The sequence below is a fragment of the Chloroflexota bacterium genome, assembly GCA_018648225.1.
Taxonomy (GTDB): Bacteria; Chloroflexota; Anaerolineae; order Anaerolineales; family UBA11858; genus NIOZ-UU35.
In genome coordinates this window covers 1-14183 of the sequence record JABGRQ010000187.1, presented here as the reverse complement: position 1 = coordinate 14183, position 14183 = coordinate 1, and the positions used below count along the sequence as shown (strand labels likewise).

Annotated in this window: 14 protein-coding genes and 1 tRNA gene; 8 read left to right on the top strand and 7 right to left on the bottom strand. The window is 52.2% G+C overall.

Translation table 11 applies throughout. The features are described 5' to 3' along the window. Positions 1 to 100: 100 nt before the first annotated feature. The 3 genes from HN413_16570 (at position 101) to HN413_16560 (ending at position 3403) form a co-directional block, all read left to right on the top strand. The gene (locus HN413_16570) at positions 101 to 754 is read left to right on the top strand and encodes a response regulator transcription factor (protein ID MBT3392014.1); all 654 of its coding nucleotides are present in this window, start codon (positions 101 to 103) and stop codon (positions 752 to 754) included. Between the two features lie 159 nt (positions 755 to 913). Beyond that, positions 914 to 2260, top strand: coding sequence for a cytochrome P450 (locus HN413_16565; protein ID MBT3392013.1), 1347 nt, complete (start codon positions 914 to 916; stop codon positions 2258 to 2260). A 45-nt stretch (positions 2261 to 2305) separates the two neighbouring features. Further along, on the top strand, positions 2306 to 3403 hold the full coding sequence (locus tag HN413_16560) for a hypothetical protein (GenBank protein MBT3392012.1): 1098 nt from the start codon (positions 2306 to 2308) through the stop codon (positions 3401 to 3403). 60 nt (positions 3404 to 3463) lie between these two features. Here the strand turns inward: HN413_16560 and HN413_16555 are convergent. The 3 genes from HN413_16555 to HN413_16545 all read right to left on the bottom strand — a co-directional run bounded on the left by HN413_16555 (position 3464) and on the right by HN413_16545 (position 5207). Then, a tRNA-His gene (locus HN413_16555) sits at positions 3464 to 3535 on the bottom strand. 19 nt (positions 3536 to 3554) lie between these two features. Then, positions 3555 to 4844, bottom strand: coding sequence for a histidine--tRNA ligase (locus HN413_16550; protein ID MBT3392011.1), 1290 nt, complete (start codon positions 4842 to 4844; stop codon positions 3555 to 3557). A gap of 12 nt (positions 4845 to 4856) precedes the next feature. Continuing rightward, entirely contained in the window at positions 4857 to 5207 is a 351-nt protein-coding gene (locus HN413_16545) for a hypothetical protein (protein MBT3392010.1), read from the bottom strand. Between the two features lie 239 nt (positions 5208 to 5446). Here HN413_16545 and HN413_16540 point away from each other — a divergent pair, with 239 nt between their 5' ends. The 5 genes from HN413_16540 to HN413_16520 all read left to right on the top strand — a co-directional run bounded on the left by HN413_16540 (position 5447) and on the right by HN413_16520 (position 9821). Further along, the gene (locus HN413_16540) at positions 5447 to 6199 is read left to right on the top strand and encodes a hypothetical protein (GenBank protein ID MBT3392009.1); all 753 of its coding nucleotides are present in this window, start codon (positions 5447 to 5449) and stop codon (positions 6197 to 6199) included. 273 nt (positions 6200 to 6472) lie between these two features. Continuing rightward, complete coding sequence (locus HN413_16535; protein ID MBT3392008.1) at positions 6473 to 6727, top strand: ferrous iron transport protein A; 255 nt, start codon at positions 6473 to 6475, stop codon at positions 6725 to 6727. Next, positions 6712 to 8628, top strand: coding sequence for a ferrous iron transport protein B (gene feoB, locus HN413_16530; protein MBT3392007.1), 1917 nt, complete (start codon positions 6712 to 6714; stop codon positions 8626 to 8628). The genes HN413_16535 and feoB overlap by 16 nt, the downstream gene beginning before the upstream one ends. A 49-nt stretch (positions 8629 to 8677) precedes the next feature. Continuing rightward, a complete protein-coding gene (locus HN413_16525) occupies positions 8678 to 9238 on the top strand; it encodes a class I SAM-dependent methyltransferase (GenBank protein ID MBT3392006.1) in 561 nt (186 codons plus the stop codon). A 1-nt stretch (position 9239) separates the two neighbouring features. Further along, on the top strand, positions 9240 to 9821 hold the full coding sequence (locus HN413_16520; GenBank protein MBT3392005.1) for a glycerol-3-phosphate acyltransferase: 582 nt from the start codon (positions 9240 to 9242) through the stop codon (positions 9819 to 9821). A 6-nt stretch (positions 9822 to 9827) separates the two neighbouring features. Here the strand turns inward: HN413_16520 and HN413_16515 are convergent, their stop codons facing one another. The 4 genes from HN413_16515 to HN413_16500 form a co-directional block, all read right to left on the bottom strand. Then, complete coding sequence (locus HN413_16515; GenBank protein MBT3392004.1) at positions 9828 to 10394, bottom strand: hypothetical protein; 567 nt, start codon at positions 10392 to 10394, stop codon at positions 9828 to 9830. A gap of 22 nt (positions 10395 to 10416) precedes the next feature. Then, complete coding sequence (gene rpsU / locus HN413_16510; GenBank protein MBT3392003.1) at positions 10417 to 10623, bottom strand: 30S ribosomal protein S21; 207 nt, start codon at positions 10621 to 10623, stop codon at positions 10417 to 10419. A gap of 252 nt (positions 10624 to 10875) precedes the next feature. Continuing rightward, positions 10876 to 11607: a response regulator gene (locus HN413_16505; GenBank protein MBT3392002.1), complete on the bottom strand. Its 732-nt coding sequence runs from the start codon at positions 11605 to 11607 to the stop codon at positions 10876 to 10878. Between the two features lie 1139 nt (positions 11608 to 12746). Next, the coding region (locus tag HN413_16500; GenBank protein MBT3392001.1) for a TIR domain-containing protein at positions 12747 to 14183 on the bottom strand (1437 nt) is incomplete at its 5' end.

Genomic DNA, 14183 nt, shown 5'->3' with positions numbered 1-14183 from the left:
TCGTCAAGAGCAGCTTGAACAGATGCGGCAAATAGCCAATAGAAACCCAGTTTAAGCTTCTGTTGACCAATGCAGAATTTTAAAATTTTAAGGCTTCAAAATGATACGCGTACTCATCATCGACGACCACGAAATTGTCCGCAAGGGTTTGCGCATGACGATCCAGGGCGAAAGTGACCTGGAGTTCGTTGGCGAGGGCGCCGATGGCAAAGAAGCCATTCATTTGGCAGAGACGACACAGCCCGATGTGATTCTGATGGATGTCAAAATGCCCGAGATGGATGGCATTCAGGCAGCGGGGGTGATCCATGCCGCGCATCCAAATATCGCCATTCTCGTACTAAGCAGTTTCGGCGATGACCCCGAATTATTTGCCGCTTTACAAGCCGGGGCCAGCGGCTACCTGCTCAAAGACATTAGCGGAGACGATTTGGTAAAATCGATCCGCGGCGCGGCGGCGGGTAAACCACAACTACACCCCAAAATCGCACGTCGTTTAATGCAACGCATGCCTGCTCCCGAAAATCCTCTGGACGCGCTAACCGCCCGTGAAACTGATGTGCTGCGCTGCCTGGCGCGCGGCATGAGCAATAAAGAAGTCGCCGATGAGTTGGTCGTCGCTGAAACTACCGTTAAGGGCTATGTCAGCACGATACTGGGCAAGCTGCACCTCAACGACCGCACCCAGGCCGCTCTCCTGGCCGTGCGCTATGGCCTGATTAAGGCCGATGATTTGCCAGACATTCCAAGATAACCTGGCGACGAGCGAGAAAACAGATGGGGGATTTTTTCATTACGCGACGGAACCCAAACTCATAACCCCTCCAAAAGTAGGTTAACAAAATCCTCCCTGCGCAGGATGCCAAAGCATGTCGCCGCGCCTATACTATAGGCACGCAACAAGGAGAACGATATGCACATCCAGGCTCAAACTACATATCCACCCGGACCCAAACTCCCCTTTCCGTGGCAACTCATCGGCAGACCATTTGCTGACCTCCCCGATACACTCTTGAATCTGGCCGCACAATATGGCGATATTGTCCATTTTATGCTGGGCAGGCAGCATATCTACCTCCTCAATCACCCCGATTTTATCCAGGAAGTGCTCATCACGCAGCAGCGCAATTTCACCAAGGGGCGCGTCCTACAGAATTCCCGCCAACTATTGGGCAACGGTCTGCTTACGGCAGAAGGCGAGGCGCATATCCAGCAGCGCCGCATGATGCAGCCCATTTTCCATCGGGAGCAAATCAGCAAATACATCCCCCATATCACTCAACTGGCCCAAGAAATGAGTCTGCGCTGGCAAGCCAATCAGCCACTTGACCTGTCTGCCGAAATGACACGCCTGACCATGAATATTATCGCCCAGGCCTTGTTCGGCACAAGCATCGACGCACAGGCTCCAGCGCTCAGCCATGCTATACAGGTATTGCTTACCCGCTTCAACCAACTCACCACACCCAATGCGGCGTTGCGCCGTGTCCGCGCTAAACGCGGCAAGCGAGAATTCCAGCAGGCACACGCCCATCTCGCGGCTTTCATCGAGACCGCGATCGCCGGACACAAAAACGGTGTCGAGCAGGCAGATATGCTTTCGAAACTCGTCCACGCTACGGATGGGCAAGGGTGTCCGCTAGAGCAACAGCAAATTCAAGATCATGTGATGACGTTTTTTCTCGCCGGACATGAGACCATTGCCAGCGCGCTGAGTTGGACATTTTACCTGCTGGCACAATATCCGCAAATCGCCGAGAAATTGAGCGCTGAACTGGACTCCGTTCTAGCGGGTTGCAGCCCCTCGGCAGAAACCTACACCCAATTGGACTACACGAAAATGGCGCTCACCGAAGGCATGCGCCTGTTCCCCCCGGCATGGATCATGGGCCGACAGGCTCAACAACCGATTACCCTGGGTGGGTATCCCATTCCCCAGGGAGCAACGGTGCTTCTCAGTCAGTGGGTTACACACCATGATCCGCGCTTCTACCCCAACCCTGATCTTTTTAAGCCCGAACGCTGGCTGCCCGCGGCACGCGCTGTGCGCCCGAAGATGGCTTACTTCCCCTTTGGGGGCGGGCAGCGCCTGTGCATTGGCGAACACTTCGCCTGGATGGTTGGCGTACTGACCATTGCTACGGTCATGCAAACCTGGCGCTTCAAACCAATCCCGGGGCGTAGAATGACCACCCAGTTTACAGTGACACTACGTTCACCGAATGGTTTTTATGTCAGTCCAGTTCCGATCAAGTTATAATCCATACTGAAGAACAATCGTATCGACACACAAAGGAGAAAGTCCATGTCCCGCAAACAACTATCTGTCCTAATTCTGATTGCCCTGGTATTTACAAGTTTGGCATGCAGTCTTTCGAGCCTCACTGGGGGGCAAGCCGAAGATACACAGGCCACCATCGATGCCGCGATTGCTGCCACCTCAACCGCCCAGGCCGAATTGGAAGCGCAAATCAACCAGACCGCGGACGAAGCCGTAGATGAGGCCATGCAAGAACTTGAAGAAGAATACTTGCTTATGACGGAAGAAGAATTCAATCAGGCCATCGATGAAGCCATCACCGAAGCCACAACAGCCACTGAACAAACCGTATATTATGTCGAAGAAGCTTCGTCGGACGGCACATTGACGCAGGAAGAAATCGAGCAAATTGAATACTACGCCTATTACGCAGACGACCTGATTTATATGACCGAAGAATTGATCTACGCTTACTATGGCCTGTATGCCGAACTGGCTTATGAGACTATTTACCTGCTGGAAGCGGTGGAAGACGATCTCTCTCAAATGGCCGCTGCGATGACCGAAATCACCAATCTGACGGTTGCAGCAGCAGAAACGCTCGCCGCCGGCATGGAAGTGCGCCAGGAAACCATCGACGGGATCATCACCGCAGCTCAGGGAACTGCGGAAAATATCCAGAATATCGCCCCCGAATGGCAATCCTGGGCCGATGCGATCCAAGGCGACCGCGCTACCCGATTACAAAGCGTTCAGGAAATTGCGGCCAATTTCATCCCCGAGGATCGTCTGGCAGCCTTAAACGAAACACTCAATTTCGCCGACGCCGTTCGTAATGCATTGGGCGATTACTCCATCTCGCAGATAGAACTTTTCGACATTGCCCAATTTGGCGCTAACGCAGTCGCCGGGTTACAAGCCCACGGCGGCCCCCAACTCCAAGATTTAGCCGGGAATATCGGCAATATCACCAATAATCTAGCGCTTGGTCAAACTCCTAATGCCCTCAACAATCTTGGCGCTTTAGAAGGCTCTATACGCAACGTCCCTAATTTCAGCGTACCCGACCGGCCCGAGTTTTCGCCCCCATCGGCGCCATCGATCCCTAGCCCGGGTGGTGGGCGCGGCGGACGCAGGCCTTAGGAAAGGGCTTCCAAATTTAAGCGAAAACACGGAAGCATTCAGCTTCCGTGTTTTCGTTTGGGCGGACGACGGGGGTCGAACCCGCAACCACCGCAGCCACAGTGCGGTGCTCTGCCATTGAGCTACATCCGCCATAGCGGGCTGTATTTTATCATACAGATTTTTCTATATCAAGGATTTTTCGAATGATTTGTGGCGCATCTGTTTGCGAAACAGTGAACTGTTCCCGCTGACTCAGGTTCTTGATCGTAACTTGTTTTTGGGCTAATTCATCGGGGCCAAGCACAACAACAATGCGCGCCCCAATGCGGTCGGCGTATTTAAATTGCTTGCCCAATTTTGCAGGTACAGGGTAGCAAACCACATTCAGACCTGCGCTGCGCAGTTCGGCAGCAACCCGATAGGATGCCAGCAGCGTATCATCGTCAAAAATCGTCATCAGCACCGCAGCCGGAGAAACTGCCAGATTGTCGGGCAAATTTCCGGTTTCTTCGAGCAGCAATGCAATAACAACATCGCCCATCGCAAACCCGGTGCCGGGCAGCGCATCGCCGCCGACTTCGGCCAGCAGGTTATCGTAGCGGCCACCCCCGGCCACGGCTCGGCGAATATCTCGTGTGGTGGCGCGACCTTCGTAAACCGTGCCGGTGTAATAATCCAGGCCGCGGATAATTTGGGGGTCAAACTGGACATATTCGCGCACCCCGAGGGCATCCACCGCATTGAAGAAACGCACTAATTCGTCCGATTCCTGCCAGAGTTGGCGATTATCTAACAGAACCAGAAGTTGGTCGAACTGCTCCGGGGATAATCCTAATTCCAGGGCATATCCGCGCCACTTCTCAGGCGCGAGCTTGTCCCGCCGATCGATCAGGCGAATCACATCGCCACGCTGATCCCCCGTAAGGGCAAGTTTCCCCAATTCGGCATCCATCAACCGGCGATTGTTCACCAGAATTGTGACTTCTTCAGAAGATAATCCAGCAGACCGGTAAAACGAAGCCATGACTGCCACCATTTCGGCATCGGCTTCGGGTGATACTTCGCCAAGCAGATCAATATTCCATTGAAAAAATTCGCGCGAACGACCTTTTTGCGGGCGTTCATACCGCCAGAAAGGGCCAAACGACCACCAACGCAAGGGGAAATTGAGTTGGCGTTGCTGCTGGGCTACCATGCGCGCCAGCGTCGGGGTGAGTTCGGGGCGCAGGGTAATCAGGTTGCCGCTGCGGTCAGGGAACACAAACGATTGCTCTTTGACGAGTTCTGCGCCCGATTTGGCGGCATAAAGGTCAATGGTTTCCAGTATCGGGCCTTCATATTCCTGGTAGCCAAACGATTCGGACACCTGGCGCATTTTGTTATAGAGCCAGGTGCGCACAGCCATTTCGCGGGGATAAAAATCGCGGGTACCTTTTACGGATGAAATAATATCGCTCATAAGCCTACTTTTTTAGTCTGAGGTGAGCCAAAAGGCGCACTGTGGGCATTCTCCGTGCAGCGGGTAGTCTATGCCCTCGTCGTGCGGGCAGCCGATAATACCTTCTGTCATCACCACTTCGGATACTCCCTGAAGCTTGAAAAATGCGCCAATTTCAGCTACGATCAGCGGATCAGAACACACATTGTCAGCAGACCAGCTTCGAGAATCCGGACGTGCATTGGGGGCGTTGACAACGCTGGCGATGATTTTCGTGCAGGATTGATCGTCTGGACCATAATAGGCCAGTGTCCCCAACGGATAATTTTCCTTTCCAGCCAGGGCGCTAAGAATTTGTTCGGGGAGTACATTCGGTAACGGCATAAACAATCTCCTGACGCATTTTAGCACCGGAGCAGGTGGAGCGTCAACGACAAAAGCGCCGACTTGACAAGAAGGTGAATAATGCCATAATACAGACACACAAATTCCTGGCAAGTATCTTGCATCGAATCCCGCAGGGATTTCTGTACTCGACTTCGTACCACGCGGATGATGCGGAGCAAAGTGGTTTTCCGATCTGGATGATAGCAAAATCCTTGCTGTCTGACATGGAGAGATGAATGTACCGTAAACAGATGCTGATTTTTATCATCGCAATACCCTTTTTCGTTGCAGCTTGCTTGGGAGGAACTGTACCGACTGAAGTGATTCCTACAGAAACACACACATCAACGCCGATTGTGGATTTGAACGCGGTAGCCGCCCAGACTTACACACCAACCAGCCTGCCAACTGAATTACCCAAACCTACAGCAACGCCCGAACTTGCAGAAACTCCGTTGCCCGCCACCGCCACGCCAGCTCTGCCGCCGACAGAAAACAGCGCGGCAGTTGCGCCCGCGGCAAATATGGCGGCTGCTATCGTTTATGAGCGTTATTTCACGGTTCAAACGGGAACTCCCGTAGGATTACCAAACTGGGTTCATGCCGAGGCAGGCTGCAACTGGTTGGGCATCGCCGGACAAATTTTTGATATCGATGGTCTCCCGGCAATCAATTTTGTCGTCGAGGCGGGCGGTACGCTGGAGGGAACACCGATTTTGGGGCTTGCCCTGACAGGCCTGGATAGCGCCTATGGCCCCGGCGGTTTCGAAATCTACCTTGCCGACCATGTGGCGGCCTCACAGCAAACCCTGTGGCTCGAAGTGAAAGATACACAGGGCAAACCAGTATCCGAGCGCATTTATCTTTCTACCTACGCAGATTGCAACCAGAATTTAACCCTGATCAACTTCATCGAAAGCGCTGAACTCCCCACACCGCCGGTATCTCATCTGTTTTATTTGCCGCTGGTTTTCAAATCAACCCCCTGACCGAAAATCCTAACAGTCAATAGGGCTTTCGCCGCATCGAAAGAAAATGTCGAAAAATGGGTGTGCTCGCGGCACAAAGTTCCCGCATACACCCATTTTTTAAATTTCCCGCTTACAATCCTATATTGCCAAAATAGCCGTATTTATTATGAAATTTGTGATAATAATCATATTCGCTTTGGCGCGCTTCGAGTATAATGCTTGAGTTCAACTCCCGTTCCATTCGCAATAAATTTTTCGCTGCTGACAAAGAAAGCACAGGTAATCATCCGGATGATCGAAAAGCAACTTTTAGAGGTATCCATCGGGCAAACGGTTCAGGTAATTAGTTTCAACGGCGGAGAAACCCTCGAAAATAAATTACGCCAGCTTGGCCTGCAGCCAGGCTATTATGTCCGCATGATACGCCGGGCTCCCTTTGGCGGCCCAGTGTTGCTTGAAATCGACGGACGTTCCATCGCAATCGGCAGGGGGATTGCCGCCAAAATCCAGGTGAAGGAAACCGAAGACGAATGCGATTCGCATTAATCGGCCAACCGAATTGCGGTAAAAGCACGCTGTTTAATCAGGTCGCGGGCTACAAGGCCGAAACAGGAAATTTTTCGGGAACCACGCTCACCTTCACCGAAAGCAAGGTGCGCGTACTCGGTGAAGTCGTCAGCCTGGTTGACTTGCCCGGAACGTATTCGCTGGCGGGTTCCAATCCGGCCGAGCGTGAGGTTATGCACTATCTGGCCTTCCATGAGATTGATGTTGTGGTCAATGTGCTGGATGCTTCGCACCTGGCTCAGGGCTTGAACCTCACCCTCGAGCTGATGGAACTCGGACGCCCCCTGGTGGTGGCTCTGAACATGATGGATGAAGCTGCACGCCTGGGGATGAAAATCGACGGCCCTCAACTCGAGCAAATTCTCGGTGTCAATGTGCTGCCCCTGATTGCCAGCAAAGGCCGCGGCGTGCGGGCCATATTCACCACGGCGATGGCCGTAGCCCGCGCCGGGGAACCTCCACAACGGATTCACTACAGTAGCGCATTTGAAAAAGCCATCGCTACGATTGCAACTCAAATCAATGGCGGGGCACAGACTTCTCCCCTCAGACCGCAATTAATGGCTATAAAATTACTGGAGGGTAATGCCGAACTGCTAAAACGCGTCGATGTTGACGCGCCAAAAACACGCACAATTGTTGAGAAAATTCAGAAAGACATCCTCACCACCCAGGGACAGCCCGCTATCTGGGCGCTGACTGCCGAGAGACATCAGCGCGCAGATGAAATCACTGCGTCTGTACTTTCGCGCGGGGAACCTCGCATCACCAGGCGCGACCATTTCGACAACGTACTCCTGCATCCGTTTTGGGGCTATATCGCCCTGGGAGTGATCCTGTGGCTCTTTTTTCAAACTGTCTACGGCGTTGGTAGTCTTATCGAGGCCCCGCTACTCGCCGCATTTGATGCCCTGGCCCTGCAAGCCGCCCGATGGGTTGGCCCGCAAACCTTCGGAGCACAACTACTCACCGGCGTAATTCAGGGAATCGCTGGTGGTGTTGCGATTGTACTGCCTTACCTGCTGCCCTTCCTGATTGGACTGGGTTTACTGGAAGATATTGGCTATCTGCCCCGGCTGGCCTTTTTGGTAGATGCGCTAATGAGCCGTATGGGATTGCACGGCAAGGCGATTGTGCCCTTCATTCTGGGCTATGGCTGCAATGTGCCCGCAGTGATGTCGACGCGGCTGCTGGAAAACCGCAGAGACCGCTTCTTGGCGGCCACAATGGCAACGCTGGTTCCTTGCGCCGCGCGGTTAGCGGTTGTCTTCGGGCTGGTGGCTTTTTATCTTGGCCCGCAAATCGCGCTGGCAATCTATATTTTTAATCTGGTTGTCATCGCTCTCACAGGACGCTTGCTCTCCAGCAGGCTCCCTGAAGGCGCCCCAGGGTTGATTATCGAAGTGCCCGTTTATCGCATGCCCACCTGGAAGACCGTTGCGCATAAATCCTGGTTTCGCATTCGTGAATTTATCGTAGAGGCCTGGCCGCTCTTGATCGTCGGCAGCGTGGCGTTGGCAATTTTTGACCGCCTCAATCTGGCGCGCTGGCTGGATATGCTGGTGCGGCCTGTCACCTGGGGCTTGGGGCTTCCCCCCGAGGTGGGCGTACCGCTCATCTTTGGCATCTTCCGCAAAGAGCTATCGCTGCTCATGCTTCGGCAGGCGCTCAACGTCACCGATTTTTCGGCGGCCTTGAATCCTGTGCAAATGATAACTTTTACGGTATTTGTGGTGTTTTATATACCATGCCTGGCAACGCTGGCTGCACTGCGCCGCGAACTTGGCCGCCGTGATATGCTCATCATCTCAGGATTGACAGTCATTATTGCTCTCGCAGCAGCGTTATTGGCCCGCGGCGCGGCGCTGTTATTCATGTAATCAAGCTTACGCAATTCAATAAAAATATTCCGACAAGGAAAAAATATCCATGTTTGATCACTTCAGCATCTTAGCACCCGTTTACGAGAAATTTATCCAGCCCAAACCCCCAGAATATCTCTGGGAATTGGCCAAGTTGCCCACATCGGGCGCACTGCTCGATGCAGGCGGCGGCACAGGGCGAGTTGCCCAGTTTATGAGCGCAAAGGCTTCCCAGGTGGTTGTCGCCGATCTGTCCTTTGATATGCTACGGCAAGCCAAGCAAAAAGATCGTTTGCTGGCTACCTGTTCGCATAGCGAAAGATTGCCCTTTGCGGATGGCTATTTTGAACGCATTATTATGATCGATGCCTTGCATCATGTTTGCGACCAGGAAGAAACCGCTCGGGAACTGTGGCGGGTACTGGCACCCGGCGGTTATCTTGTCATTGAGGAACCCGATCTGCGCACCTTTGCTGTCAAGCTAATTGCATTGGCTGAAAAACTGGCCCTCATGCGCAGTCACTTTCTCACGCCGCCCCAAATTGCGCAATTATTCAACGGCCTCAATGCCCAAACCCATATCGAACGCGATGGCTATATTGCCTGGGTTGTCGTGCAAAAACAATAATATGAACATTCTACTCTTTGCACTTTTTGGTTATGTATCGGGTTCGCTGCCTTTTGCCTTGTGGGTGACGCGAACCGTCAAGGGAGTTGATATTCGCGATGGAGGATCTGGGCATGTCACCACCACCAATACCATTCGGCAGGCTGGATGGGTGTGGGGGGTGCTGGTCTTGACGCTGGATATTGGCAAGGGGTTTATCCCGGTTTATCTGGCCGCGCGCACCGGGCTCCCCGATTGGGCAATTGCATTGACCGCGGGATTAGCCGTGGCCGGGCATTGTTGGCCGGTCTTCGCGCAGTTTCGCGGTGGTATGGGATTGGCTGTTACAGGGGGTAGTCTTTTGGCAGTATACCCCTTGGGGTTTGCTGCTGCTTTGGGGCTATTGCTCAGCCTGGTGCTTGTTATCCGTCACTCCGCCCGCGGGGCGCTATTCACCGGGCTGATGCTCGCCCCAGTGTTCTGGTTACTCAAATTCCCCAGCGTCGTCATCTGGATTGGGGCAACCACCGGACTGGTAATCGCCCTGCGCTTCTTTGAAGATTGGAATCGGCAATACCGCGAATTATGGCTAGATCGAGAATAATCCCCACTAGTTTGCTGTGCTAATATCGTCTAAGGTAGCCACTCCAAAAATATAACTGTAGTTTGCAGCGCGGGTTTCATCGGCCAGCAATTCAAAAATAGCTTTCTGTGCGGTTTCTACATCCACCCCCATGCAAAGTGAATATTCGTGAACCAGATTACTGGCAAAGAGCTTTAGCGAGCGCTCTTCTTTTCTGTTTAACGTTTTCTCGCGATTGCGCCCAAATAGATCGCGCACAATCGTCATCATTGTCGCCAGAGATGCATCGGCATAGGCCTGATCAATTTGATGCACAAAGGCATTGTGGTGCATATCCACATGTTCCCCGCGCACTGTCAATGTTTTCAGAGCTGTTGCAAATTGTTGGCGCGACGAAATGGGGCGAATACGCTCATTATCACAAATCGACAGTGGCACCCAGTATTCACTATCTTTTGTGACCACTTTTATGCACTCTTCCTTGCCATTTTTCCGGCCAAAGACAGTCATTTCAGCGATTTCTTTTATCTTGCCAACGCCGTAACGACTATGTACAACCCAATTACCAATCGTGAATCTGTCGTCGTCTGCCATTATTGAACTCCGCCAGATGTAATTATCCTTTTTTTCTGCGCTGATTTTGGCGAAGGCGTTTTTGGCGGCGTACGGCTTTTTTCCGTTGGATACGGCGCAACTCACTCTTTGATGTAAACCAACGCTTGCGGCGCACTGCACCCAGGGTGCCGCTCCGGACAACTTTCCTTCGAAATCGTTTTAATAAAGATTGTTGCGATTCATTTGATCTTAAATCTACTCGAGTCAAAACTAGCCTCCAATAACGAATTAGTGCCACACAAAAACCGGGTGGTCATTCATGGAATGATCAACGCCCGGGCATCTCAGAATTACTCTGAGGGAATTTCAAGTAAACAAGCGTGCGGAGAAGTTAATGAAACCCAATAACCAAAAACTACACCCCTCTTGGTTAATTTTCGCAAGCCCAATTTAACTACAACAATTATTCCTGGCAACAGTCTCTTTCATCGCCATTTGTGCCGATTATAACACATTCGTTTTATGCTAACCAAGCCTGAATACTGCGAATCAACGCTTTCAAGTTAAACGGCTTGGTCAGAAAATCAAGTGCGCCGGCTTCTATTAGATATTTTTCCTGATGGGGGTTTGCATCAGCGCTAATGATTACCACCGGGATGTCGCACGTACCTGCGGTTTGCTTCAATTCTTGCAACACCTTATAGCCGTGCATATCGGGCAATTGTAAATCGAGGAGAATGAGATCGGGCTGTTGCTGATCTGCCATCGACATCCCCGTTTGAGCGTCTTTGGCCCAAAGCAACTGTACCTGAGGAAAATCGGCCAACGCCTGTCGAATTAGCTCATAATTTGCAACATAATCTTCAATATACAGTATTTTGCTAGGCGGCGGACTATAGCCATTGGGTATAACTGAGCGAGCACCTGTTTCCAAAGAAATTTCGGATGGATCAAGCAATGGGAGTTCAATCCAAAATGCTGAACCTTGCCCAGGCGTACTTTCAACCCCAATTTCTCCCTCCATCAACTCCATTAAGCGCTTTGAGAGTGCCAGGCCTAACCCAGTGCCTTCAACTTCGCTGGGTTCGTCAACCAGGCGCATAAACGGCGTAAATAATTTGTCATATTTTTCCTCCGGTATGCCAACACCCGTGTCGCTTACGACAATACGAATCTTTTGTGGCGCCGGGCATTGGCTCGAAATAGTAACAGTCCCGCCCGGGCGATTGTATTTGATGGCGTTGGAGAGCAAATTTAGCAATACTTGCTTGATGCAAATGTTGTGGGTCGGCGCGCACGAAAAGCGCCTCTGGCGCGCATTCATCGAGCTTAATTTCTATCTGACTGGGCGCAGCCAATGGCGCAATCAGATAATATAGTTTCTGCAAGACTGCTCCTGCATCTACGTTTTCCAGCGAGACAGAAATTTGGCCTTCTTCAATGCGTGCAAAATCGAGCACTTCATCAATCATCCGCAGTAGATGTTCTCCCTCGCCAAGAATGTGACCGATATTTTCTTGCTGCTGTGGGGTGAGGGGTTCTTTTTGATTCATCTGAAGCAACTGCGCAAAACCAAGCACCAGACTCATGGGAGCACGCAACTCGTGTGACATACGCGATAGAAATTCATTTTTGGCGAGATTGGCGCGCTCGGCTTCATTTTTTGCGGCGCTCAACGTGTCGTAGGCCGTCTTTAGCTCGGCGGTACGCTCATCGACACGGTGTTCCAATTCATCAGCAAAAGACTTGATTTGTTCGTACATCTGGGCATTCTTCGCCGCAGTAGTTTCTAGGAATTTATTGAAACTCCATTGCAAAACCAGGACCATTGCCAAACTTGCTGCCATTACAATTCCCTCTTGCAACCAAATAGCTGTATCCAGAGGGTTTTCGCGAAACAGCAGTATGTCCGCAATCCATCCCCGGTGAGCAGAATATCCCGCGAATGCAAAGGTGAGCATGCTGGCAACAAGAATGGCAGCGCCCGCACGCTTATTGACCAAAATTGAAGCGATTACGGGCAGGGCTGTGAGGTAGATGCGCCCATCACCTGCCAATCCGCCAAGAAACAGAGCCGCCGTACCTGTAATATAGGTGAGAAATAGAAACCCCCAGGCGCGTATCAGGTAATCAAGCTGGCGAAAATATGCCAGCCCAACCAGTACTATAAATATCGCCAGATAAAAAAAGAAAGCGCCCTTTTCGGTCGTGGAGGCGTTAAAATTCCACCCCCAGGCAATAATTGCTGGCGCGAAAACAATTGCCGAGACAACCAGCAAAATATTAATCGCGTCAGCACGCCAGGTATCTATCTGGGCTATCGTACTTTGACCGTTGCGCCCAAGCTGCAAATCAGATGCTATTGAGTTCTGCCGCGCACTACTATCATTTTTATTCATCTTCACTCCCCAATTGGGCAAGTGCCATGCGCAAGCCTTCCACCACATTCAAAAAAGCACGATCCAGGTTTTCCCATTCTGTGATGGGTTTGGCATTTTTGGGCAAGGCCTGTAGGCGACTGAAGGGCGCACCATCCCAATCGGTGGGACGTAAAATTACCGGAATTACCACCGCATCACCTGCTTCATGACGGGTAATGGCGCGCTGCATTTCGACCTCATAACAATAATCCGATTCCATAAAATCCGCGCTGATGAGCAAAATAATAATCTGCGCGGAATTGATATTTTCATCAATTTCAGCGGCCCATTCTTGCCCAGGCACAATTTGGCGGTCATACCATGCGTCAATCAGTTTACGGCGGCGGAGGCTGGCTAAATGTGATTTAAGCTTCTCCCAGAGCAATTCGTCTTCATGGGCGTAGGAGATAAATAGCTCAACAGGCTGGGATTCTTCAACATCTTCGGCAATGCTGTCAGTGAACCAGGCACGGAACATCTCGCCGCGATATTGATATTTGCGCCGCGGCATTTCGATAAGATTATGGAATGTGAGCACATCAATGGCGGTTTTAACATCCAACCGCTCCATGTTCAGGGCGGCGCTGATCTCGCCGCGCGAGCGCGGTTCGCTCTGCTCAACCAGATAGCCATAAACCTTTTCCCCCTCTTCGCCCAGCGCTTCCAGCCAACTTTCGAAATCGCGGCGCCGGTCTGCAAATTCCAGCGCGGCGGCGCGCACTGCTTGCACATTGGCATTTTCCAGCCCGGCTTGCCAAAGCTGTCGCATGAGATATTGTCCCAAAAACAGGTGCCCCCCGGCCTGGCGGATGACTTCGTTGGCAACCGCTTCGGAGATAGCCCCCTGTGTGGGAACCTGAATCAACTCGCGCAGCGCGTCCGCTGAGCAGGCTGGCAATTTGATTTCTTCCTCCAGCACATTGCGCAGCGGCGATCCCCCACCTCCCGCCGCCATCCCTTTGTAGAATTGAACGCTGCCCGTCATAATCAGGCCGATATGCCCGCTCACCCCGGGGACGTTGGAGAGCAGCGAGCGCAGGTTATCTTCGAGGCTGTGCGCCCAACTTGGGCGATGAAATTTTTCAGACTCGTCAATCAGTATCGCCAGTTTTACCCCGCCGACTTCGGGCTGCACGCGGCGATAGAGTTCTTTAAAGGATTCAGCAAAACTCAGTGCGGGATTGGTTTCATCGATCGGGGGGAGCGGCTCGAGACTGCCGACGACCCCCGCCTGCCATTGCGCAAGGCGGTTGACCAAACGCTCGAAGAAATCGGCAGCCGAGGTGGGCGGATCCAGTTCAATATCCATAAAGAGCGGCACCACAATCGGCTGCTCTCCGGCGTTGAGGCGTGTTTCCAGGCGTTGCTGCACCATGCGCATCAGGCTGGTTTTGCCTACCCGCCGACC